Origin of the sequence: Aestuariivirga sp., assembly GCF_046294715.1 — a bacterium.
In the GTDB taxonomy this organism is placed as follows: Bacteria; Pseudomonadota; Alphaproteobacteria; order Rhizobiales; family Aestuariivirgaceae; genus Aestuariivirga.
In genome coordinates, this window is record NZ_JBKBKI010000013.1 from 45,197 (window position 1) to 67,465 (window position 22,269).

The 22,269-nt window shown below is 65.5% G+C and carries 23 protein-coding genes and 1 pseudogene; 12 read left to right on the forward strand and 12 right to left on the reverse strand.

Annotated features, from left to right (window positions below; translation table 11 throughout):
• The first annotated feature begins 74 nt into the window (after positions 1 to 74).
• The 5 genes from ileS to ACK4HL_RS10820 are packed head-to-tail and all read left to right on the forward strand — an operon-like array spanning position 75 to position 6,766.
• Positions 75 to 3,017, forward strand: coding sequence for an isoleucine--tRNA ligase (gene ileS / locus ACK4HL_RS10800; protein WP_409760105.1), 2,943 nt, complete (start codon positions 75 to 77; stop codon positions 3,015 to 3,017).
• Positions 3,017 to 3,517, forward strand: coding sequence for a signal peptidase II (lspA, locus tag ACK4HL_RS10805; RefSeq protein ID WP_409759970.1), 501 nt, complete (start codon positions 3,017 to 3,019; stop codon positions 3,515 to 3,517). Before ileS ends, lspA begins: the two co-directional genes overlap by 1 nt.
• 44 nt (positions 3,518 to 3,561) lie before the next feature.
• On the forward strand, positions 3,562 to 4,038 hold the full coding sequence (locus ACK4HL_RS10810) for a hypothetical protein (RefSeq protein WP_409759973.1): 477 nt from the start codon (positions 3,562 to 3,564) through the stop codon (positions 4,036 to 4,038).
• 53 nt (positions 4,039 to 4,091) lie between these two features.
• The gene (locus ACK4HL_RS10815; RefSeq protein WP_409759976.1) at positions 4,092 to 5,435 is read left to right on the forward strand and encodes a M16 family metallopeptidase; all 1,344 of its coding nucleotides are present in this window, start codon (positions 4,092 to 4,094) and stop codon (positions 5,433 to 5,435) included.
• 14 nt (positions 5,436 to 5,449) lie between these two features.
• Entirely contained in the window at positions 5,450 to 6,766 is a 1,317-nt protein-coding gene (locus ACK4HL_RS10820; RefSeq protein WP_409759979.1) for a M16 family metallopeptidase, read from the forward strand.
• Positions 6,767 to 6,841: 75 nt separating this feature from the next.
• Here ACK4HL_RS10820 and ACK4HL_RS10825 read toward each other — a convergent pair whose 3' ends face one another.
• Together ACK4HL_RS10825 and ACK4HL_RS10830 are read right to left on the reverse strand one after the other, a co-directional pair.
• Positions 6,842 to 7,498 (reverse strand): alpha/beta hydrolase, encoded by a 657-nt coding sequence (locus tag ACK4HL_RS10825; protein WP_409759982.1) that lies wholly within the window; start codon positions 7,496 to 7,498, stop codon positions 6,842 to 6,844.
• A gap of 368 nt (positions 7,499 to 7,866) precedes the next feature.
• Positions 7,867 to 8,589: a Crp/Fnr family transcriptional regulator gene (locus ACK4HL_RS10830; RefSeq protein ID WP_409759985.1), complete on the reverse strand. Its 723-nt coding sequence runs from the start codon at positions 8,587 to 8,589 to the stop codon at positions 7,867 to 7,869.
• A 233-nt stretch (positions 8,590 to 8,822) separates the two neighbouring features.
• On the opposite strand from ACK4HL_RS10830, the gene ACK4HL_RS10835 reads away from it, so the two are divergent.
• On the forward strand, positions 8,823 to 9,020 hold the full coding sequence (locus ACK4HL_RS10835; protein ID WP_409759988.1) for a hypothetical protein: 198 nt from the start codon (positions 8,823 to 8,825) through the stop codon (positions 9,018 to 9,020).
• 310 nt (positions 9,021 to 9,330) lie between these two features.
• Positions 9,331 to 9,531 carry a hypothetical protein gene (locus tag ACK4HL_RS10840; RefSeq protein WP_409760108.1) on the forward strand — a complete coding sequence of 67 codons (201 nt, stop codon included), beginning with the start codon at positions 9,331 to 9,333 and terminating at the stop codon, positions 9,529 to 9,531.
• On the opposite strand, the pseudogene ACK4HL_RS10845 reads toward ACK4HL_RS10840, so the two are convergent.
• Positions 9,473 to 9,835, reverse strand: a pseudogene (locus tag ACK4HL_RS10845) (hemerythrin domain-containing protein); the annotation flags it as partial. The gene ACK4HL_RS10840 and the pseudogene ACK4HL_RS10845 overlap by 59 nt on opposite strands.
• 238 nt (positions 9,836 to 10,073) lie before the next feature.
• Here ACK4HL_RS10845 and mutL point away from each other — a divergent pair.
• Complete coding sequence (gene mutL / locus ACK4HL_RS10850; RefSeq protein WP_409759991.1) at positions 10,074 to 11,795, forward strand: DNA mismatch repair endonuclease MutL; 1,722 nt, start codon at positions 10,074 to 10,076, stop codon at positions 11,793 to 11,795.
• A gap of 16 nt (positions 11,796 to 11,811) precedes the next feature.
• Here mutL and ACK4HL_RS10855 read toward each other — a convergent pair whose 3' ends face one another.
• Positions 11,812 to 12,915: a mandelate racemase/muconate lactonizing enzyme family protein gene (locus tag ACK4HL_RS10855; RefSeq protein ID WP_409759994.1), complete on the reverse strand. Its 1,104-nt coding sequence runs from the start codon at positions 12,913 to 12,915 to the stop codon at positions 11,812 to 11,814.
• Positions 12,912 to 13,475 carry a 16S rRNA (guanine(966)-N(2))-methyltransferase RsmD gene (gene rsmD / locus ACK4HL_RS10860; RefSeq protein WP_409759997.1) on the reverse strand — a complete coding sequence of 188 codons (564 nt, stop codon included), beginning with the start codon at positions 13,473 to 13,475 and terminating at the stop codon, positions 12,912 to 12,914. The genes ACK4HL_RS10855 and rsmD overlap by 4 nt, the downstream gene beginning before the upstream one ends.
• 42 nt (positions 13,476 to 13,517) lie before the next feature.
• Here rsmD and ACK4HL_RS10865 point away from each other — a divergent pair, with 42 nt between their 5' ends.
• A complete protein-coding gene (locus ACK4HL_RS10865) occupies positions 13,518 to 13,967 on the forward strand; it encodes a nucleoside deaminase (RefSeq protein ID WP_409760000.1) in 450 nt (149 codons plus the stop codon).
• Here the strand turns inward: ACK4HL_RS10865 and ACK4HL_RS10870 are convergent.
• The 5 genes from ACK4HL_RS10870 to purD are packed head-to-tail and all read right to left on the reverse strand — an operon-like array spanning position 13,964 to position 18,333.
• Complete coding sequence (locus tag ACK4HL_RS10870; protein ID WP_409760003.1) at positions 13,964 to 14,800, reverse strand: patatin-like phospholipase family protein; 837 nt, start codon at positions 14,798 to 14,800, stop codon at positions 13,964 to 13,966. The two genes, ACK4HL_RS10865 and ACK4HL_RS10870, sit on opposite strands and share 4 nt — an antisense overlap.
• Complete coding sequence (locus tag ACK4HL_RS10875; protein WP_409760006.1) at positions 14,797 to 15,861, reverse strand: phosphotransferase family protein; 1,065 nt, start codon at positions 15,859 to 15,861, stop codon at positions 14,797 to 14,799. The genes ACK4HL_RS10870 and ACK4HL_RS10875 overlap by 4 nt, the downstream gene beginning before the upstream one ends.
• On the reverse strand, positions 15,851 to 16,753 hold the full coding sequence (locus tag ACK4HL_RS10880) for an alpha/beta fold hydrolase (RefSeq protein WP_409760009.1): 903 nt from the start codon (positions 16,751 to 16,753) through the stop codon (positions 15,851 to 15,853). Before ACK4HL_RS10880 ends, ACK4HL_RS10875 begins: the two co-directional genes overlap by 11 nt.
• Before the next feature lie 9 nt (positions 16,754 to 16,762).
• On the reverse strand, positions 16,763 to 17,062 hold the full coding sequence (locus ACK4HL_RS10885) for a Dabb family protein (RefSeq protein WP_409760012.1): 300 nt from the start codon (positions 17,060 to 17,062) through the stop codon (positions 16,763 to 16,765).
• A complete protein-coding gene (gene purD, locus ACK4HL_RS10890; protein WP_409760015.1) occupies positions 17,059 to 18,333 on the reverse strand; it encodes a phosphoribosylamine--glycine ligase in 1,275 nt (424 codons plus the stop codon). The genes ACK4HL_RS10885 and purD overlap by 4 nt, the downstream gene beginning before the upstream one ends.
• Positions 18,334 to 18,414: 81 nt before the next feature.
• Here purD and xseA point away from each other — a divergent pair, with 81 nt between their 5' ends.
• Positions 18,415 to 19,812, forward strand: coding sequence for an exodeoxyribonuclease VII large subunit (xseA, locus tag ACK4HL_RS10895; protein ID WP_409760018.1), 1,398 nt, complete (start codon positions 18,415 to 18,417; stop codon positions 19,810 to 19,812).
• A gap of 84 nt (positions 19,813 to 19,896) precedes the next feature.
• The gene (locus ACK4HL_RS10900; protein WP_409760021.1) at positions 19,897 to 20,349 is read left to right on the forward strand and encodes a hemerythrin domain-containing protein; all 453 of its coding nucleotides are present in this window, start codon (positions 19,897 to 19,899) and stop codon (positions 20,347 to 20,349) included.
• Between the two features lie 16 nt (positions 20,350 to 20,365).
• Here the strand turns inward: ACK4HL_RS10900 and ACK4HL_RS10905 are convergent, their stop codons facing one another.
• Complete coding sequence (locus ACK4HL_RS10905; protein ID WP_409760024.1) at positions 20,366 to 21,595, reverse strand: aminopeptidase; 1,230 nt, start codon at positions 21,593 to 21,595, stop codon at positions 20,366 to 20,368.
• Between the two features lie 84 nt (positions 21,596 to 21,679).
• Here ACK4HL_RS10905 and ACK4HL_RS10910 point away from each other — a divergent pair, with 84 nt between their 5' ends.
• Positions 21,680 to 21,898 carry a DUF2093 domain-containing protein gene (locus ACK4HL_RS10910; protein WP_409760027.1) on the forward strand — a complete coding sequence of 73 codons (219 nt, stop codon included), beginning with the start codon at positions 21,680 to 21,682 and terminating at the stop codon, positions 21,896 to 21,898.
• On the opposite strand, the gene ACK4HL_RS10915 is transcribed toward ACK4HL_RS10910, so the two are convergent.
• Positions 21,882 to 22,142, reverse strand: coding sequence for a hypothetical protein (locus ACK4HL_RS10915; RefSeq protein ID WP_409760029.1), 261 nt, complete (start codon positions 22,140 to 22,142; stop codon positions 21,882 to 21,884). The genes ACK4HL_RS10910 and ACK4HL_RS10915 overlap by 17 nt on opposite strands.
• Positions 22,143 to 22,269 lie beyond the last annotated feature (127 nt).

Below are 22,269 nucleotides of genomic sequence, written 5' to 3' on the forward strand. Positions count from 1 at the left end.
TAGGAATGGCGGGCTTTATCGGCGTGGAAAACCTGCTAGAAGCCCCGCCAAACCCGATTGGACCGAGCCTGCCCATGGACGACAAGCCGCAGAAGACCGACCGCTACCGCGACACAGTGTTCCTGCCCAAGACCTCCTTCGCCATGAAGGCCGGGCTGCCGCAGAAGGAGCCCGAGCTTCTGAAGCGCTGGGAGGCGATGGACCTCTACGGAAGCTTGCGCCGGCAGAGCGCCGGCCGCCCGAAATACGTGCTGCATGACGGTCCGCCTTACGCCAACGGGCACCTTCACATCGGCCACGCGCTGAACAAGATCCTGAAGGACATCGTGACCCGCTCCCGTCAGATGCAGGGCTTCGACTCGAACTATGTGCCGGGATGGGACTGCCACGGGCTTCCCATCGAATGGAAGATCGAGGAACAGTACCGTGAGAAGGGCCGCAACAAGGACGACGTGCCGATCAACGACTTCCGCAAGGAATGCCGCGCCTTCGCCGAACACTGGATCGATGTGCAGCGCGAGGAGTTCAAGCGCCTCGGCGTCACAGGCGACTGGGACAATCCCTATCTCACCATGAACTTCCGCGCCGAGGCGCTGATCGCCGCGGAGTTGCTGAAATTCGCCGCTTCCGGCCAGCTCTACCGCGGCTCGAAGCCCGTCATGTGGTCGGTGGTGGAGAAGACGGCGCTCGCCGAAGCCGAGGTCGAATACCAGGACTATCAGTCCGACATGATCTGGGTGAAGTTCCCGATCCAAGAAATCGGTGTGAATTCTTATCAGCGTACGCCGGTCGGCTCCAGTAGCGTCGACTTCGTCGCAAGACTTCAGTCGGCGAGTGTTGTTATCTGGACCACCACACCTTGGACAATTCCAGGTAATCGCGCCATCAGCTTCTCATCCAAGATATCGTACGGTCTGTATGAGGTAACAGCAGCACCAGAAGGTAATTGGGCCAAGGTCGGTGATTGTTACGTTCTCGCTGATCGCCTTGCTGAAGAAGTGATGACTGCTGCCAAAGTCGAAGGGTTTGTGCGTCTTGGAGACGTGAATCCTTTGGGCATGATCTGTGGTCATCCGCTCTTTCATCTGGGTTATGATTTCAAAGTGCCATTGCTCAACGGTGATCACGTCACAGATGACACTGGTACAGGCTTCGTACACACGGCACCGGGGCATGGTGCGGATGACTACAACATTTGGGTAGCTAGTGAGTCTTACTTGAAGGACAAGGGCATCTCTACGGCGATTCCCTTCACAGTTGATGCAGATGGGTTCTTCACCAAGGACGCGCCCGGCCTCACGGGAAGGCGCGTGATTACTGATAAGGGTGAAAAGGGTGATGCCAACGGTGCGGTGATCAACGAGTTGGTTCCACCGGGCGCCCTCATCGCGCGTGGCCGCCTGAAGCACCAGTATCCGCATTCATGGCGCTCGAAGAAGCCCATCATCTTCCGCAATACGCCGCAATGGTTCATCTCGATGTCGAGCCACGGCCTGCGCGACATCGCCCTGAAGGCGATCGACGGGACGCGGTTCTTCCCCGCGGCAGGCCAGAACCGGCTGCGCGCCATGATCGAGCAGCGGCCGGACTGGGTGATCTCGCGCCAGCGCGCCTGGGGCGTCCCGATCGCCGTCTTCGTCAACCGCGAAACGGGGGAGATCCTGAACGATCCGGAGGTTAACGCCCGCATCGTCGAGGCCTTCACCGCGGAGGGGGCCGATGCGTGGTTCGACGAAGGCGCCGCCCAGCGCTTCCTCGGCAACGACTATTCGATTCTCGAGTGGGAACAGGTGAGGGACATCCTCGACGTCTGGTTCGACTCGGGCTCGACGCACGCCTTCTGCCTCGAGCAGCGGCCGGACCTCAAATGGCCGGCCGACCTCTATCTCGAAGGCTCGGACCAGCATCGCGGATGGTTCCACTCCTCCCTTCTGGAATCCTGCGGCACGCGGGGCAGGGCGCCGTATGACGCGGTGCTGACGCACGGCTTCGTGGTGGCCGAGGACGGCCGCAAGATGTCGAAGTCGCTGGGCAACATCGTCACCCCGCAGGACGTGATCAGGCAATCGGGTGCGGACATCCTGCGCCTCTGGGTGGCCTCCGCCGACTATGCCGAGGACTTGCGCCTCGGCCCGGAAATCCTCAAGACCAACGTCGAAGCCTATCGCAAGCTCCGCAACACCATGCGCTACATCCTCGGCGCCGTGGATGGCCTCCATGACTGGGAGTTCGTGCAGGCGACGGAGATGCCGGAGCTCGAGCGCTACATCCTGCACCGCCTGCACGCGCTCGAGAGCCAGGTGCGCCAGGCCTATGAGGTGTTCGACTACAAGCGGCTCTTCGCGCTCCTCACCAACTTCATGACGGTCGATCTCTCCGCCTTCTATTTCGACATCCGGAAGGACTCGCTCTATTGCGACGCGTGGTCGAGCCTGCGCCGCCGCGCTTGCCGCACCGTGATGGACCAGCTCTTCCACTGCCTCACTACATGGTGGGCGCCGGTCCTCGCCTTCACCATGGACGAGGTGTGGCTCGCTCGTTTCCCGGGCGAAGGCTCCTCCGTGCACCTGATGCAGTTCGCAAGATGCCCGGAGGAATGGGCCGCACCTGAGCTGGCCGCCAAGTGGGACAAGATCCGCGACGTGCGCTCGGTGATCACCGGCGCCCTCGAAATCGAGCGGCAGGTGAAGAAGACCATCGGCTCGGCCCTGGAAGCGGCGCCCGAGGTCCATGTCTCCGATCCGGAACTCCTCGCCGCGCTGGACGGTGTCGATCTCGCCGAAATCTCCATCACCTCGGGTGCCACGCTGATCGAAGGCGAAGGTCCGGCCGATGCTTTCCGACTGGATTCCGTGAGGGGAGTGGCAGTCGTGTTCCGGCCGGCCGAGGGCCGAAAGTGCGCCAGGTCGTGGAAGATCACGCCCGATGTGGGCAGCGATCCGGAATTCCCGGATATCACGCCTCGCGATGCCGAAGCCGTCCGCGAGTGGCAGACGCGATTCGGCAAGACCGTCTGATGAAGGTCAGGCTCTGGAGCCCGCTGGCGCCTCTTGCCCTCGGCCTCGCTTCGCTCGTCTTCGGCATCGACCAGGCGCACAAATGGTGGATGATCGAGGTATTCGGCATCGCCGAGAGGTCTCCGGTGCGGGTCACCTCCTTCTTTGACCTCGTGATGGTGTGGAACAGGGGCGTGTCCTACGGCCTCTTCACCACCCACACACAGGAAGTCCTGATCGCGATGAGTCTCGCCATCTCGGCCGTGCTTTGGCTCTGGGCCTGCCGGGCGGAGCGGGCCTTCACCGCCGCTGCCCTGGGCCTCGTCATCGGCGGTGCTCTGGCCAATGCCTTGGACCGGGCGCTGCGCGGTGCCGTGGCCGACTTCTTTCACTTTCATTATCAAGGGTTTAGCTGGTATGTCTTCAACCTCGCCGATGTCGCCATCGTTGCCGGCGTGGCGCTGCTGATGTATGAGGCTGTGTTCATGGGCGAAGCGGCCGAACGCCGTGGAAAAGCCTGATTCCGGCGGCACTAACAGGTGCGGATTGCAATAAGGGTGTCTGGATGAAGCCTGCCGTAGTTTCAGCGTTGCTCGGTCTCATGGCGATCGGCCTGACGGGCTGCGGAAGCGCGATGCGTGATTATCTGGAGAAGGAAACGCCACCCCAGTCGGCGGCGATCCGCCAGGACTTGAGCATGCCGCCGGATCTCCGCCTGCCGCCGCCCGGCACCACCGCGCCAGCACCCGATCCAGGGGCCGTGGCAGCGACCACTTCGACCGCCGCCCTCACTGCACCCCCGTCCGAGGAGGCATCCGCCGCCAAGACGGCCGCTCCCGCGGCTCCGGCGGCCGGTAGCAACACCGCGGCAGACGACGTCTATACCCGCGCCGGAATCTCGGTTTACAAGGCCGATGGAACGAAGAAGTCGGATGCCGAGCTCCGCCGCGAGCTCCAGGAGTATTACCTCGCCCAGAAGAAGGCGAAGAACCCGAACTACGGCACCGTGTTCAATATCGGCAACATCTTCAAGGACGAATAGCTGCCGGCGCTGCCGTCTGGCGCCCGCTTCCCCGCACCGCCGGAAGGATGGTCATGACCCTGTTCAAGCGATTGATGCCCCTTGTCGTCGCACTGCTGGCCGCTGCGGCGCCGGCGCGTGCGCTCGATATCGATGTTACCTCCTTCACTCTCGGCAACGGCATGCAGGTGGTCGTCATTCCCGACCACCGCGCGCCCGTGGTCACCCACATGGTCTGGTACAAGGTGGGTGCCGCCGATGAGCCGCAGGGAAAGGCCGGCATCGCGCACTTGCTCGAGCACTTGATGTTCAAGGGCACGCCGAAATATCCGGACGGCGCCTTCACCCGCATTGTCAGGGCCAATGGTGGCGATGAAAACGCTTTCACTTCACAGGATTACACCGCCTATTTCCAGCGGGTGATGAAGGACAGACTTCCGCTGGTCATGGAGCTCGAGGCCGACCGCATGCAGAATCTCGTCCTCACCGACGAGAACGTGCTTCCCGAGCGTGCCGTCGTCCAGGAGGAGCGCCGCGAGCGCACCGAGAACGAACCTCGGGGGCTCCTCGCCGAACAGCTCGATGCCGCGCTCTATCTCGCCCACCCCTATGGAAAGCCGGTGATCGGCTGGATGTCGGAAGTGGCCCAGCTCACCCGGCAGGACGCGCTCGACTTCTACGCCGCACATTACGAGCCCGGCAACGCCATCCTGATCGTGGCAGGCGACGTCACGCCGGAAGAGGTGAGGACGCTGGCCGAGCGTCACTACGGCCCGCTGCAGAACAGGCGTCCGGTGGCGGAACGCCGCCGCACACCCGAGCCGCCGCCAAACGCCGAGCGCCGCGTCATCATGCGGGACGCCCGGGCGAGCTCGCCCAGCTGGCAGCGCGAATATCTCACGGCGTCTGCCCGCGATCTGCCGCAACGCGAGGAGCTGGCGCTGTCGCTCCTTGCGGACGTCGTCGGCGGCGGCAGCGAGAGCCGGCTGCACCAGGCGCTGGCGCTGGAGAAGAAGCTCGCCGCCTATACCGGCGCGTGGTTCAACGGCGATAATCTCGATCACGGCAGCTTCGGCATCTATGCTGCGCCCAACGGCGGCGTCACGGTCGAGGCGGTGGAAAAGGCCGTCGACGAGATCCTCGACGACGTCATCGCGGAGGGCATCACCCAGGAAGAGCTCGACCGCAGCCGCAACAGCGTAGTGGCGGGCGCCGTCTACCTGCTCGACTCGCAGGACGCCCTCGCCCGCATGTTCGGCTCCGCACTCACCACGGGGCAGACCATCGAAGACGTCCTGAACTGGGAGCGGGACATCAACCAGGTTACGGTGGAGGACGTGAACCAGGCGGCGCGAAAGGTGCTGGAGCGCCGGGCGTCCGTCACGGGCATTCTCCTGCCCGAAGCCACCGTCCAGTGAGGAACGGGCCCGTCATGCTGCATGTCCTCCACAGAATCGTCTTCGCCACGGTCTTCGCCGTCGTGTTCTCCGCGGCGGCACAGGCCTTCGCCATCCAGGAAGTCAGGAGCCCCGGCGGTATCACGGCCTGGCTCGTCGAGGAGAAGGCCATTCCGCTTTTGGCAATGAACTTCTCCTTCCGGAGTGGCAGTGCCGAGGACCCGCCCGGCAAGGAGGGCGTCGCCGAGTTCCTGACCGGCATGATGGACGAGGGTGCCGGCGACATCCTCTCGCGGGATTTCCAGAGAAGGCGGGAGGAGCTCTCCTTCCGCATGTCCTTCGATGCCGGAAAGGATTTCTTCGAAGGCAGCTTCCAGACGCTGACCCGCAACCGGGAGGCCTCGCTCGAACTGCTGCGCCTTGCCGTCACTTCGCCCCGCTTCGACGCGGAGCCGCTCGAACGCGTGCGCCAGCAATTCCTGCTCAATGTGCGCGAGAAGGAACAGGACCCGCAAACCATCGCCTGGCGCGCCTGGATGGGCGAGATGCTGCCGGGCGACACCTACGCGCGCGATGGGGAGGGCACCGAGGCGACGATGAGCGCCATGACGGCGGAGGACCTCCGCGCCGCCCACCGCCGCATTTTCAATCGCGCCACGCTGCAGGTGGCCGTGGTGGGCGACATCACTGCCGCCGAACTGGGGCCGCTGCTGGACAAGGTCTTCGGTGGCCTCCCCTCGGCATCGGGAGGCAAGCCCCTTCCGCCCGCCGCGCCCGCGCAGGGGCCCAAGCTGCGCGTCATCCCGCATGACATGCCGCAGAGCGTGATCGTTTTCGGCCATGAGGGCATACTGCGCGAGGATAAGGATTTCATCCCCGCCTACGTCATGTCTGAAATCCTGGGCGGCGGCGGCCTCAGCTCGCGCCTTTCGGAGGAGATTCGCGAGAAGCGTGGCCTCACCTATGGCGTGGGCTTCGGGCTGTCGCCCATGCAGCGCGTGGGCCTCTATACCGGCATGCTGCAGACGGGCAACGAGACGGCGGCGGAGGCGCTGGCCGTAACCCGCGAGGTGCTGGCCAGGATGGCGGAGGAGGGGCCCACCCAGGCCGAGCTCGACGAAGCCAAGACCTATCTTACCGGCTCCTACGCGCTGCGCTTCTCGAGCAATGCTCGGATCGCGAACCAACTCCTGGGCCTTCAGCAGCAGGATCTCGGCATCGACTACGTCGAGAAGCGCAACGCCATGATCGAGGCGGTGACGCTGGAGCAGGTGAAAGCGCAGGCCAGGCGCCTGCTTCACCCGGACAGGCTGATCGTCACGGTCGTGGGTCAGCCCAAGGGCATAAACTAGGCCGCCTTCCTTCCCTCTCTTGGGAAGCAGGAAGCAGCTCTGAGGCGATTGCGATCTGGTTCACATTGAAGGAGGTCATGTGATGAGGCCGAGCGCTTCTCCGAGCCAGCTGTCGAGATCCCGATCGAGTTCATCCCTGCACTCGTCCAGGCCGTGCCGGCAACGCGGGTAGAGAATGATCTGCCTCGGTTGTCCCGCGCATCCGTAAAGCTCCTCCGAGCAGGCGGGCGGCAGCACTTCGTCTGCCTCCCCGTGGATGAGGAGAAGCGGTCGGGGTGAGAGTTGGGCTACCGCGCTGGCCCCAGCAAACTGGCTGCTCAGGGCCGCAACCGCTAAGACGGATGGTGACACTGCTCCTGCCGAGATCACCACCGCGCCTCCGAAGGAGTGCCCTACGAGCACGACACGCCGCTTGCCCTCTTCCTCCAGCCAGCGGAGACCCGTGAGGACGTCCATCACGCAGTTCGTGAGTTGACCGGGCCGACGATAGTCGAGCTCCAGGGAGGCTACACCACGCTTTTGCAGCCGCTCGCCCAACCGGCTGTAGAGCCCACCTGCAGGCCCCCCGAACCCGCCATCTGCGCCGAAGACCCACAGCACGGCCGCATCGCCTCCTGCGGCGCGGAAACGGCATTCGATATCGCCCATGGTGGTGGCGAGCCGCACCCTCTCAAGCGCAGGTCCCTCCGGCATTCGCTCGGCGGCAAGGAGGCTTACAACGGCACCATGCATGGGTGGAGAACTCATCATCGGGCGGAGCGTTCCACTTCGGCGCGCAGGGAGTGCCACGGGAACCGAGCTCGAACCTGAACAGAATAGGCCTGCAGGCGTTGCATTCCAGAACCCAGCCGCACCGGGTGCAGCAGAGACCGCGATGAGGTGACGCATGGAAACGCGGTGGCATCTCCAACCAGGCCGGTGGTTTCGCACCGCACGAGCTTCCAGTCGCCAGGAAGAGGAAAGACCCTGCAGAGATGATCTGCAGGGTCTCCGGCAACGGCAGGTCAGTCGCGTGACCGTCCTCTTGAGGGAATGACGGCATTTGAGCCAAGTTCCCGGCGCACAGCCGAAGAATCTTCTGCTCCCCTCGCTTCCCGTATTCAGTTCAGTTCCGCTGGAGCGATAAGCCTGCGATACTCATCTTCGGCATGTCCGTAGGATGCGCCGGCAAGCGCCTCGAGGCCATGGCGGTCCAGGACCTGCATGTTGCCGCGGGTGGCACGGACCAGATGCCTGCTCTCCAGCGCGTGTACGGCCTCGGTCACGCTGGGGCGCCGCACCGCCAGCATCAGCGCCATGAAATCATGGGTCATCGAAAAACTGAAGACGTCGAGCCGATCGTGACACATCAGGATCCAGCGCGCGAGGCGCTCTTCGATCGTGTACGAACTGTTGGCCAGGACGGTGCTCGCCATTTGGACCATGAAGGTGTGGGCGAAGCGCAGTACGGCGGAGCGAAAGGGCGGCATCGTCTCGCATGCGTGCCGGAATTGCGGCGCGGGAAGGCGCAAGGCGCGGCCGGATGCCTGCGAGATCAGCAGGAAGGGGCTGCGATCCGACAACAGGGCGATCCACACGCCCACACATCCCTCCCGCCCGACCAGCCCGGCCTCCACACTGTTGTCGCGTTCGAACATGGCGACGGTTGAGAACAGGCCGCTGAGCGGAAGGTAGCAGAATTCCGTGGTCTGCCCCGGTTCACCGATCCTGTCGCGGATTGTCACTTCGACGAGTTCCAGCTGCGGAGCGAGGTTCTCCAGGTCGCTCGGCGGGATCGCCGCAAGCAGACCGTTTGTCGAGTACCGGTGTGGATCGAAAGCCATGAAACTCCTCGCTTTCCGGGGCGGGAGTATCACCGTGATCTCTCAGCCGGCTGCGCCCTGGCCAACTGCAGCCGATAGGCGCAGAACTGCCAGCGTGCCCGTGGGTTCCGCCAGCGACCTCGTGCCGGCGGTGAACGTACGGCACCGAACGGAATCTGGAATGGTCGCCCGCTGCGATGTATGCGACCCATGGGGCTGCGCTTAGACAGCCGTCAGCAGCTGGCCGGGCGATCATGAAGAACGACCGAATTCCGATCCTCCAGCACATTTCCCGCAGCGTGCGGGACGGCGTGGCCGTGGACGTCTACGCCCTCGTACGGGAACTGCAAGATGCCTTCCCTTCGACATCCGAGGAAGAGCTCGAGCGCGCCATCAGCGAGGAGGTGGCGAAGGCATGCGGGAGCGCCATTTGGGACAGGCGGCCCCGGTAATCCGGTAGCCGCCGCCGTTTCTCCCAGCACCCCCGAACGCAGCGCTTAGGCCCAGTGAGCGCTCGTGACAAAAGCCCGGCGAGTGCTTGGAGCACTCGCCGAGCAAGGTCACGTGGCAGGGACGGCGATTGTGCCACGGGAACCTCATTCTGAACTCAGATCCGGGCCGATTGTTTCACTTCTGCACGAAAGTATTCTTGGCCAGCTGCAGAGCAGCACTGCGGCGCATCGTTTCTCTTGCAGTATCTATCGAACTGTTTGGCCAGGAAGTTCATGATTGCCAGCGCCGGGCGGCCAGAACCTGGTCGGCATGCGGGTGTTCGTCGAGGCGGCTCTCGTGCGCCATGCCGCCAAGCACGCGACACCCCGGGACATCGGCGAACTGCGCGACGCGCTCGAGGCGAACCGCGCGGCAATCGCTCGCCAGGAACATGCGCGCGAAGTTTTGGAAACTGCTCATCCTCCGCGTCGCGAGCATGATGCCGAAGGTGTTCCTCCAGCCTGGCGATGAGCTGCATGAACTGCGTGCTGGCAACATCAGCGCGTTCGATCTCCTTCATCACTCTCACGATCTCACCGTGCTCCTCCTCTTCGTGGGCGACTTCCTCTTCACCCTCGGGCACGTGATCCTCGATCGCGGGGTAGACATACATCTCCTCGGCCACGGCATGGCGCATGATCTCCGCGATAAGCGTATCGGCAAGGTCACGCGCACTGGACGGATCGGAACTTTGCCGGATGGCATCGATCAATTGCATCATCTCGCGATGATCGGCGGCGAGAATGGTGATGACGTGAGTTTCGGCCGAAGACATGGTCTTGTCCTCCGAAGATGCGGTCGAGGCACGCGCTGTGCTGATCAATTTACGAGGCACTGATCCATTCCGTTCAGTCGCCCTCGAGCTTTCCAGCCATCTGGCAACAGAGCGTGGCTGCAGCTGAACACAACCAGTAAATCGAGGGCCAGCCAGCTCCCCGACGCCGACGGCCCGGATATTCACCTGGCGCCTTCTCCTGTTTCCCTCCGCCGCACGGGGGCGCTAATCTCCCGCCATGCGAATCCGCCGCCTTTCAGAGGGAACCGTCAACCGCATCGCCGCGGGCGAAGTGATCGAGCGGCCGGCGAGCGTCGTCAAGGAACTCGTTGAGAACGCCATAGACGCCGGCGCCCGCCAGATCGACGTCGCCTTCCGGGGCGGGGGCAAGAGCTTGATCCGCGTCTCGGACGATGGCATCGGCATGGGCCTCGAAGACCTCGCCCTGGCCGTCGAGCGTCACGCCACCTCGAAGCTTGCGGACGACGACCTGATCGACATCCGCTTCCTCGGTTTTCGAGGCGAGGCTCTGCCCTCGATCGGCGCGGTGAGCCGGCTTGCAATCCTGTCAAGACCGCGCGGCGGTGGCGATGCCCATGTGATCGCCGTCGAGGGCGGCTCACTCGTGCCGCCACGCCCCGCCGCCCTCAGCCAGGGCACCGAGATCGAGGTGAAGGACCTGTTCTTCGCGACACCCGCCCGGCTCAAGTTCCTGAAGGCGGACCGCACCGAAACGGCCGAAGCCGCCGAGGTGGTCCGCCGCATGGCGCTCGCCCATCCGGAGACCGGCTTCTCCTTCGCCACCGAAGAGCGCCGCCTCCTCGATGTTCCCAGGGGCGAAAGCGAGGAGACGCGCATTCGCCGCATCATGGGCGCGGAATTCATGGAGAATGCCGTTCCCTTCGAACTGGCGCGCGAAGGGGTGCGAGTCCACGGCCATGCCGGGCTTCCAACCTTCTCGCGCAACACGACTGCCCAGCAATACATGTTCGTCAACGGCCGCAGCGTGCGGGACAAGCTCATCGCCGGCGCCATCCGCGGCGCCTACGCGGACCTGATGCCGGCAGGCCGCTATCCCGCCCTCGTGCTGTTCCTCGATTGCCCTCCGGACCGGGTGGACGTGAACGTCCATCCCGCCAAGGCCGAGGTCCGCTTCCGCGACCCAGGCCTGGTGCGCGGCGTCATCGTCAGCGCCATCCGGGAGGCGCTGGGCCGCCGGCGCGCGCCCGATACCGGTCTGGCGCGGCAGACCGTATCGAGTTTCCGGCCGGTCATGCCGCAATCGGCGTTCCGGCCGAGCCTGGCGGAAGCGCAGGCCGCCTTCGGCATGAACCTGCCGCCCGCGCCAATGCCTGCGCCCGGCGAGGCGCCGCTCCCCGATTATCCGCTTGGCCAGGCCCGCGCCCAGCTCCACGACAACTACATCCTCGCGCAGACGAGAGACGGCTTCGTGCTGGTCGACCAGCACGCCGCGCACGAGCGCCCCGTCTCTGAGCGTCTGAAGCGCGAACGCAACAAGCGCGGCGTTGAAACCCAGCCGCTCCTGGTGCCCGAGGTGGTCGACCTCGACCCCGTGCAGGTCGAGCGCATCGCGGCCGCCGCGGAAGTGCTGGCGCAAGGGGGCCTTGTGGTCGAGCCCTTCGGCGAGGGCGCCGTCATCGTGCGCGAGGTGCCCGCCGCCATCGGACGAGCCGACATCGCCGGCATCCTTCGCGACGTGGCGGACGAGCTGTCTGAACTCGGCGTTTCGACCAGCCTCGAGGAGCGCATCAACCACGTGCTGGCCACCATGGCCTGCCACCACTCGGTGCGCTCCGGCCGCAAGCTCCGCCCGGAGGAAATGAACGCCCTGCTGCGCGAGATGGAGGCTACCCCCAACTCCGGCCAGTGCAACCACGGCCGCCCCACCTTCATCGAGCTGAAGCTCGCCGACATCGAGAAGCTGTTCGGAAGGCGCTAGCCGCCCGGTGGCGCGATTAGCCCGCCTCGCTCACCTTGTACTGCGCCCTCTCCAGCCAGGCCGGATCGATCTCGACACCCCAGCCCGGGGCATCCGTCACCTCGGCCCTGCCCTCTGAGATGCGGTAGGGATCGCCCCGGAACAGGCCATACTGCCACGGGTAGTAATCCTCCTCCTCGATCGAGAACTCGAGATATTTCCCGGCATTCGGAATGGCGCGGAGCAGATGCATCGTGCACATGGTGACGAGCGAAAGGTTCGCCGCATGCGGCGTCACCGGAAGCCCGGCCTTTTCCGCCATTTGGCAGACGCGGAGCGTGCGCAGCATACCCCCCATGTACATCACGTCGGGCTGCACCACATCCACCGCGCGCATGCCGATCATCGTCTCCCAGGCGGTGAACTCGCAGTCCTGCTCGCCGCCGGTGACGTCGATCGACAGCGCATCCGCCACCTGTTTCGTCTGGGCGAATTCCCAGTAGGGGCAGGGCTCCTCGAAGTGGCCGATGCCCTCCGCCTCGAGGAGGCGCCCCACCTCGATGGCGCGTTTTGGCGAATAGCAGGAATTGGCATCGACCAGCTTGGCGACGCCGTTGCCCAGGGCGCGCGAGACGGTGGGCACGATTTCCTCCGTGCGGCCCGGCCATTCATCCCTGTCGCGCCCGCATTCCGCACCCACCCGCCACTTGAAGGCGTCGAATCCCTTCTCGTCGCGAAGGCGGCAGAGCCGCTTTGCTTCGTCCTTCGGCGTGATGTCGCGCTTCATCGAGGAAGCATAGGCCCGGAGCTTGCCGGGGGTCCCGCCGAGGAGCGCCGTCACCGGCTTTCCCTCCAGCTTGCCCCTGAGGTCCAGCAGTGCTGTGTCCAGCCCCGTCGTGGCGCGCCTGAGGTAGGAGCCCGGATACTTGTGCTCGCGCTCGTTGATGATCTCGAGGGTGCCGGCGAAATCCAGCGCATCGGTGCCCAGCGCGTGGCGCGCCACCTGGCGGTGGAAGATCTCGCAGGTGATGTCGGCATTGTAGGTGGAGACCTGGCCCCAGCCCTGGTCGCCCGTGTCCGCGGTCACCCGCACGAACCCCACGAACTCGTTGCAGAACGTTTCGAGCTTGCGGATCTTCATGTATCCCCCTGACGGTAGAAGCGGATCGTGGTGTCGCCATAGCCGCGCTCGTCGATGAGCGTCAGCCCGGCAATGGCGGAAACCTCCGCCTTCTGGGCCTCCTCCAGCACCACGATGGCGCCGGGGTTGAGCCACTGGCCCGAAACCAGCGACAGGAGAGCCTTTTCGCCCAGCCCCTTGCCGTAGGGCGGATCGGCGAACACGAGGTCGAAACCGGGTTGCGGCGCGCAGGGTCCGAGATTGGTGGCATCGCGCCGCCAGATCTTGACGAGGCCGATCACCCCCAGCGCGTCCGCGTTCCTGCGGATCAGCCCCCTGGCTTCCGCGCTCTCCTCCACGAACTGGCAGAACCGCGCGCCGCGCGAGATGGCCTCGAGGCCCATCGCCCCCGTCCCCGCGAAGAGGTCGAGCACGCGGGCACCTTCGAGCGAGAGTCCCTCTATGCCATGGACCAGGATGTTGAAAACCGATTCCCGCACCCGGTCCGTCGTCGGCCGGGTGGACGATCCCTGCGGCGGCGCAATGCTGTGGCCTTTGAATTTTCCCCCGACGATCCGCATCTTGACCAGAAACCCCTGCTTGCCTCATCTGGCAGAATGCGGATGAAACTGCCAGAGCCAATGCGCATTGCCTTCGAGGAGGCCGAGGCGGCTGCCCGCCGGGGCGAAGTGCCCGTGGGTGCTGTGGTCGCCGACAAGGCGGGAAACGTCATTGCCCACGCCGGCAACCGCACTCTCGAACTGAAGGACCCTACCGCCCATGCCGAGCTGCTGGCCATCCGCGACGCGGCGAGGATCCTTGGCTCCGAAAGGTTGGTTGCCTGCGATCTCTACGTGACGCTCGAACCTTGCGCCATGTGCGCCGCCGCCATCTCCTTCGCCCGCATCCGCCGCCTCTATTTCGGGGCGGGTGACGAGAAGATGGGCGCCGTCGAGCATGGCAGCCGTTTCTTCGCGCAGGCGACCTGCCACCACGCGCCCGACGTCTACAGCGGCATCGGCGAGGACAAGGCCAGGACGCTCCTCAGGGAATTCTTCAAGGCCCGCCGCTAACCTAGCGCATTGATTCGCTTTTCGAGCTCCCGCTTCAGCTGGTCCTTGGCCGTGGTGGCGAGTTCCAGCACCTCCTTGATGCGGAAGAAGTCTCCGCCCCAGAACGAGTCGATGGCCGGCCGGATGTAGATGTCCGGCGGATTCATGGCCCGCCTGAGTCCCGCCACCTGGTGGAACAGGATGAAGAGCGAGCCCACGGCGAGCTCCATGTTGGAGCGGCTCGCGCCATTGGCGGCCCGCGGCCGCCCCGTCACGTCCACCGCCACCACGATGTCCATGCCCTGCCGCACGTGGTCGAAGGGCACGGGGTTGCTGACGCCGCCGTCGACATAGGTATGCCCGTCGTACTGCGGCCCCAGGATCACGCCCGGAATGGCGATCGAAGCCGCGATCGCCTTGACGAGAGAGCCAGACTCGATCACCCGCTCCTCCATCATGTCGAAGTCGGTGGCGATCACCTTGAAGGGGATCTGCAGGTCCTCGATGAGCTTGGGCAGCGTCTCGGGCAGCACGAGGCCGGCCAGCGTCTCGCCCTGGAAATGCAGCGAGGCGAGGCCCTTCATGGCCACCAGCTCGAAGGGCGAGACGCGCTTCTCTCCGAAGGCATAGCGCATCGCGGTGAGCCGGTTGGCCAGCAGCATCTCCGCCCGGGCGCGGATTTCGGCCGCACTCATCCCCCCGGCATAGGCCGAGCCGACCAGCGCGCCGATCGAGCAGCCGGCGATCACCGAGGGCTTGAGCCCCAGCTCGTCGAAAACCTCGAGCATGGGAATGTGGGCGAGGCCCCGGGCACTGCCGCCCCCCAGCGCCAACCCGATCGTGGGCGTGCTCATGCGCCGGCCTCCGTGGCGAAGCGCCAGGCAGTCTCCGCCAGCGGTCGCACCTGCTTCGCCATCGCCGTCGCATCGGCATTGGCCGCCGTGCCGTCGCGCACCCGGCCCAGTATGCCCTGCAGGATGGCGGCGAGGCGGAAAAAGTTGTAGGCCATGTAGATCGCGAGGTCGGGAATGCCGCTCCGGCCGGTGCGCCGGCAGTAATCCGCGATGTAGTCCGCGATGGCAGGAACGCCCGGGTCGTTTTCATGGCCGAGGAGCGAGCCCACACCGGCCCCCGTTTCCGAGACCGGCATGAACCACTGCATCAGGTGATAGGTGAAATCGGCCAGCGGGTCGCCGATGGTCGAAAGCTCCCAGTCAAGCACGGCGATGACGCGCGGTTCCGAGGGGTGGACGATGCAATTGTCGAGCCGGAAGTCGCCATGAACGATGGCGGCGCCGGAGTCCGCCGGGCAGGCTCCCGGCAGCCAGGCGATGAGCCGGTCCATCTCCGCGATCCTCTCGGTCTCCGAGGCGCGATACTGCTCGCTCCAGCGCCGGATCTGGCGCGCCACATAACCTTGCGGCTTGCCGAAATCGGCTAGGCCGAGCGCCTCGGGGTCGAACCCGTGCAGCCTGGCAATCGTGGAGTTGAGGGAGTCGAACAGGGCGGCCCTTTCCTCTCCGGGAACCCCAAGCGCATGCGGCTCCCAGAACACCCGGCCCGCGGCATGTTCCATGACGTAGAAGGGTGCTCCGATCACGCTGTCCTGGCCGCAGAGGTGGAGCGGCCGGGCCACGGGGAAGCCGCCACCCGCCAGCGCACTCGTCACCCGGAATTCGCGCTCGATGGCATGGGCCGAGGGCAGCAGCTTGCCGAAGGGCTTTCGCCGCAGCACGTAGGATTTCTCCGGCGTCGTGAGGCGGTAGGTAGGGTTCGACTGCCCGCCCTTGAAGCGCTCCAGGCTCAACGGCCCCGCGTAGCCCGGGAGATGACGGGCGAGATAATCCTCCAGCACCGCGGAGTCGATGTCCGCCGCCGTGGTGCCGGAAAAGGCCTGCTGCCGGTCAAGCCGCATGCGACCTCAGGAAGGGCAGCAGGGCGGCAAGGGTTTCTTCCGGGTTTTCCTCCGCCAGGAAGTGGCCGGACTCGATCTCACGGCCCTCGACGCTCGTGCACCATTCCCGCCATGTATCGAGCGGCCCATCCGTCTCGCCCGGAATTCCGGCATTGCCCCAGAGGGCAAGCGTGGGGCAGCCGATCCTCCGGCCTGCCTTGCGGTCTGCCTCGTCCGCCGCCAGGTCGGCAGTGGCGCCAGCGCGGTAATCGTTGCAGGTGGCGTGGATGTGATCGGGCGTCGCATAATGCAGGCGATACTCGGCCAGCGCCTCCTCGCTGAAGGCTGAGAGATCCTTCGATTTGGTCCAGCTGGCGAGGGTGTAATCCAGGTAGCCCACCGGGTTTTGCTCGATCAGCATCTCGGGCAGGGGGTGCGGCTGCGCGAGGAAGAGCCAATGATAGGTCTTCATCGCCAGCTTCACCGTGAAATTGTGCCACATCGCATGGGTCGGAACGATGTCGAGCACCGTGAGAGAAGTCACGGCCTGGGGGTGGTCCAGCGCCATGCGATAGCCGACGCGCGCCCCGCGGTCGTGCCCGGCGACGGCAAAGCGCGCATGGCCCAGCGCCTGCATCAGCCCGGCCAGGTCATTGGCCATCGCCCGTTTGGAATAGGCTTCGTTTCCAGCATCGTTGGGCGGGCAGCCAGAATAGCCATAGCCGCGAAGGTCCGGCATCACGCATGTGAAGTGCCGCATCAGTTCCGGTGCGATCCGGTGCCACATCGCGTGGGTCTGCGGGAAGCCGTGAACGAGCAGGAGGGGAGGGCCGGAGCCGCCGATCCGCGCGAATATCTCGACGCCCGCAATCTTCTGGCGATGCTCCACGGTGCCGGGGAAGAGATTGCCCATGAAGAGAGACTACATCTCCCAATCGAGGACTGCCAACCCCTCGAGCCCGCCTTCGAGCGCTTCCACGATCATCTTGCCCACCGCCTGGTGCTCCGGATGGGGGAGATAGGCGTCGCGCGCCGCGGCATCGATGAAGTCTACGGTGAAGCCGTGGCTGAAGCCCTTCTGCAGCCCTTCGGGCGAGTTGTCCGCGCCGCTGCTGATGGCGAGGATGCCCGGAATCCTGTCCTGCAGTTGCGTCAGCGCCTTGAAGATTGCCGCGACGTCCTGGTCCTTGCGGAAGCGGCAGAGCACGACATGGCGGATCATCGCGTCGCCTCCCGCTCGAGCGCTCGCCAGCCGATGTCGCGGCGGCAGAATCCTTCCGGCCAGTCGATGCGGTCGACGGCGGCATAGGCGCGCTCCTGTGCTTCCCTGACGCTGGCGCCGCGGGCGGTCACGTTCAGCACGCGCCCGCCATTGGCCACGATCGCGCCGTTCTTGAGCGCCGTGCCGGCGTGGAAGATCTCGACGCCTTCCATGGCGGATGCGCCTTCGAGACCGCGGATTTCGCTCCCCTTATGCGGTTCACCCGGATAGCCCCTGGCGCAGATGACGACGGTCAGCGCCACGTCGTCGAGCCAGCGCGCCGTCACCTTGTCGAGCGTACCGTCGCAGCAGGCGAGGAGCAGCGGGACGAGATCGTCCTTCAGCCGCATCATCAGCACCTGGGCCTCCGGGTCGCCGAAGCGGCAATTGTATTCGATGAGCTTGGGACCGCCCTTCGTCAGGATCAGCCCGGCATAGAGCACGCCCACGTAAGGCTGCCCCAGCTCCGCAAGGGCGCGGATCGTCGGCTTCACGATCTTCTCGAGCGCCTCCTCGCAGAGCGCTGGCGTCATGCAGGGGGCAGGGGAGTAGGCGCCCATGCCCCCGGTGTTTGGCCCGCTGTCGCCCTCGCCGACGCGCTTGTGGTCCTGTGCGGTGGCGAGCGGCAGGGCATTCCGGCCGTCCGTCAGCACGAAGAAGCTCGCCTCCTCGCCCTCGAGGAACTCCTCGATCACGCATTCCGCCCCGCCGAACTTGCCGGAGAAGATGTCCTCGACCGCCGCCCGCGCCGTCTCGATGTCCATGGCGACCGTGACGCCCTTGCCCGAGGCGAGGCCGTCTGCCTTGACGACGATGGGCGCGCCACGGGAGTCGAGATAGGCCAGGGCAGCCAACCTGTCGGTGAACCGCCCATAGGCCGCGGTCGGAATGCCGTGCCTGGCGCAGATGTCCTTGGTGAAGCCCTTGGAGCCCTCGAGCTGGGCTGGAAATTTCCTGGGCCCGAAGCACTTGATCCCGGCGGCCGCGAGATCGTCTGCCAGCCCCGCCACGAGCGGCGCCTCCGGCCCCACCACCACGAGCCCGATGGTCTCGGCCCGGCAAAACGCGATCACCGCCGCGTGGTCGGTCACCTTCACGTCCACGTTGCGGGCGATCTGGTCCGTTCCGGGGTTCCCCGGGGCGACGAAGAGCTTGTCGCAGAGTGCGCTTGCGCCGATGGCCCAGGCCAGCGCGTGCTCGCGTCCGCCGGATCCGATGAGGAGAATGTTCATGACGGCACCTTCAAGGCCATTCCTTGCTTTCGCCCGCCTTCTCGCATTTGATGCCGTGGAATCAAAGCGCGGATTTTTCCCATGTCCAACATCTGGGACCATGACCCGGAAACGGGCGAGATCATCGAGGAGGCCAAGGCCAATCTCGGCGAATACTCCGTTTCCGAGATCGCCAGTGCCCTCAAGCGCACGCTGGAGGACCGCTTCGGCCATGTCCGCGTGCGGGGCGAGATTTCGGGCTTCAAGGGTCCCTCCGCCTCCGGTCACTGCTATTTCTGCATCAAGGACGAGGCCGCCAGGCTCGACGCGGTGATCTGGCGCGGCAGCTTCGGCAGGTTGCGCACCAAGCTGCAGGAGGGGCTCGAGGTGATCGCCACCGGCAAGATCACCTCCTACCCGATGAAGTCCAACTACCAGATCATCGTCGAGAACATCGAGCCGGCCGGTGCGGGCGCGCTGATGGCCTTGCTCGAGGAGCGTAAGAGGAGGCTCGCGGCCGAGGGTCTGTTCGACCCGGCCCGCAAGCGTCCCATTCCCTACCTGCCGAAACTGATCGGCGTCGTCACCTCGCCGACTGGTGCCGTGATCCGCGATATTCTCCACCGCCTGAACGACCGTTTCCCGCGCCATGTGATGGTCTGGCCGGTTCGAGTCCAGGGCGACACCTGCGCGGCCGAGGTCGCCGCCGCCATCGCCGGCTTCAACGCCATGGCACGGAAGCCCGACGTCATCATCGTGGCCCGCGGCGGCGGTTCGCTCGAGGATCTCTGGGGCTTCAACGAGGAGGCCGTGGTCAGGGCCGCGGCGGCGAGCGCTATTCCCGTCATCTCGGCCGTTGGCCACGAGACGGATACGACGCTCATCGACCACGCGGCAGATCTCCGCGCGCCCACCCCGACGGCCGCCGCCGAAATGGCCGTGCCCGTGAGGGCGGACCTCATGGCAGATCTCGCCCGCCTCGACGCCCGCGCGCAGGGCGGCCTCCGCCGCTGCATGGACGATCGCCACACCCGCGTCAAATCCGCCTCCCGCGCGCTGCCGCGCCCGGACGAGCTCCTGGCGCTGGTCCGCCAGCGCTTCGATTCAGCAAGCGGCCGACTCGTCCAGGCGCTGAAGGCCAACACCCGCGATCACGGCGCGCGTCTAAACCGAGTGGCGCCGCGGCTCTCCCTGGCGCCGCTCCGCGCCGTCATCGCCAACGAGCGCCGCTCACTCGATCTCTCGGGCCGGCGCGCCGCTCAGGCCTTGACGCGCCTCGTCGCCTTCAGCCGCCAGCGCTTCGACGGGGTGGCGAAGCTCGCCGACTCCCTCTCCTACAAGTCGGTGCTGCGCCGCGGCTTCGCCCTGGTGCGGAACGAGAGCGGCCAGCCCGTCCACGCGGCAGCGTCCGTGAAGCCGTGGCAGCCGCTCCGCCTCGAATTCGCCGATGGCGAGGTGCAGGTGAGGGAGGACAGCCCGAAGCAGGGCCGCCTGCTGTGAGGCGTTCCGCCGCTCTTGATATGCGCCAACGTGAACACAATCTCTCGTGTAGACCAATCAAACACGTCGAGCACGGAGGGAGCCATGAAATTTGAGATCCCCGCCGCCATGAAGGCCGAACACGACGAGCTTCATGCCGATCTGGTGAAGGCCACGAAGGCGGGTGGTGACACTGGTGAGGCCGCAAAGGCGCTCGCCCGCGTTCTGCATGGACATTTCGTCGGTGAGGAGGAGTTCGCCATGCCGCCGCTCGGCCTTCTTCAGAGCCTCGCCAGTGGCGCGGTCACGCCGGACATGGCGGATGTGCTGAAGATGACCGACCGGCTCGAGGCCGAGATGCCCAAGATGATGGCCGAGCACCGCGCCATCACCGCCGCGCTCGATGCGCTCATCGCGGCGGCGCGCAAGGAGGCGAAGCCAGAATTGGAGGCCTTCGCGAAGCGCCTGAAGCTGCATGCCCAGGCCGAGGAGCAACTGGCCTATCCCGCCTCGATCCTCGTCGGCCGCTATGTGAAGCAGATTCTGGCCCGCGCCTGAGGCGCGACCGATCTTCTCAGATCGCCCACTCGCCCTTGCGCATCAGCGGCTCGGGCGTGCCGTCGGGCAGGATGCCGTCGACGTCGAGCTCCGCCGATCCGATCATCCAGTCGACATGGACGAGGCTCGAGTTCGCGCCCAGGGCGGCAAGCTCTTCGCGCGAGCGCTTCGAACCGTCGCGGATGTTTTCCGTATAGGACTGGCCCACGGCGATGTGGCTGGCGGCGTTCTCGTCGAACAGCGTGTTGTTGAAGATGATGCCGCTCTTCGAGATGGGGGAGGAATGCGGCACGAGTGCCACTTCGCCGAGACGTGCCGCGCCCTCGTCCGTCGAGATCAGGCTGCGGAAGGCGTCCTCGCCCTTCTCCGCCGTCATCTCCACGATGCGCCCGCGCTCGAAGCGCACGCGGATGCCGTCGATCAGCGATCCCTGGTAGGAGAGCGGCTTCGAGGAGCGCACCGTGCCCTCCACCATGTCCTTGTGAGGCGCGGTGAACACCTCTTCCGTGGGGATGTTGGCGTTGCAGAACACCCCGTTCAGCGCCCGGCCGCCGCCGCCCTTCCAGTAATGATCCTCGGCGAGGCCCAGGGTCAGGTCGGTCCCGGGGCCCATGTATTTCAGCGCCCTGTATCGCCGGTCATTGAGGAACTCGGTGCGCCGGTGAAGCTCGGCGTTGTGCGCCTCCCACGCGGCGACGGGGTCCGGCAGGTCGGCCTTGGTGCAGGCGAAGATGGCCCGCCACAGCCGCTCGACCGCCTCCGCCTCCGGCAGCCCTGGAAACACGGAGCGGGCCCAGGCGGGCGTCGCCGCCGCGATCACGCACCAGTTGATGGCAAAGCCGGTGATGAGTTCGAGTGCCGGACGGTAGGCGAGTGAGCGGGCCTTGTTGGCGCGCGCCAGCTTCTTCGGATCCTGGCCTGCCAGCAGCGAAGGGTCCTCCCCGGCGATGGCGAGCCGCGCCGCCCCGCCCCGAAAGGCCTCCGCCATGCCGTTGAACAGCCAGGCCGGAGCAACGTCGAAGGCTTCGTCCGGCGCATGCGCATAGCGCGCCAGCGTGGCGGCGTCGTCGGCATAGACGGTGGTGACGAGGCTTGCACCCGCCCGGTAGGCATGTTCGGTGATGCGCCGCACCAGCGGCACCGCATCGAGTGGCGCCGAAATCAGCAATTGCTGGCCGCGCTGCAGGTTGAGGCCCGACCTGACGGCGAGCTTCGCATAGGAATCCAGGAGCTGTTCATTTGTCATGCCGCGAATCTACACGGAAAGTCCGCGCCAAGTCCAATCTCGGGCATCTTCATTTCGCCCGCTTGGAGGAGTAGTCTTCCGGCCATGAACATTCTCGACCCGACGCGCCCCGAGGCCCGCGAAGCCAAGCTCCGCTACCTCGATGCCGATTTCCAGATCATACTGGAGGGGGAGTTCGTTCGCTGCGCTGCAACCGGAGATCCCATCCCGCTCTCCAGCCTTCGCTATTGGAACGTGCTCCGCCAGGTGCCGTTCAAGACCGCCGAGGCGGCCTTCGACGCCCTCGTCAGATCCGGAGAATGAGGGGGTTGGTCAGCCGCTGGATGTCGTACTGGAACAGCACCACGCAGTTGGCCAGGAAGATCAGCAGGTGAAGCTGTACCAATCCGCGCATGGTAATCGTTTTCTGAGTACTCACCTTGCGGATTGCATAGAGCACCAGGAAGAAGGCGTTGAGCGCGAACAGCTTCACCGCCAGGGACGGCTCTCCCGAGGCCAGAAACAGGTAGGCCTGGTCCCATCTCGCCCTGTAAATCAACTCCAGCATGGCTGTCCGTTTCGTTCTCCCAGAGGCGTGAGAATGATTGCAGGCCGGCGTTAAGGCTTTCTTGAGATTGCCCCTCAGACTGGAATCATCTCCCCAAGCCGTGTATAGGACCGCCCGAAACCTGTGC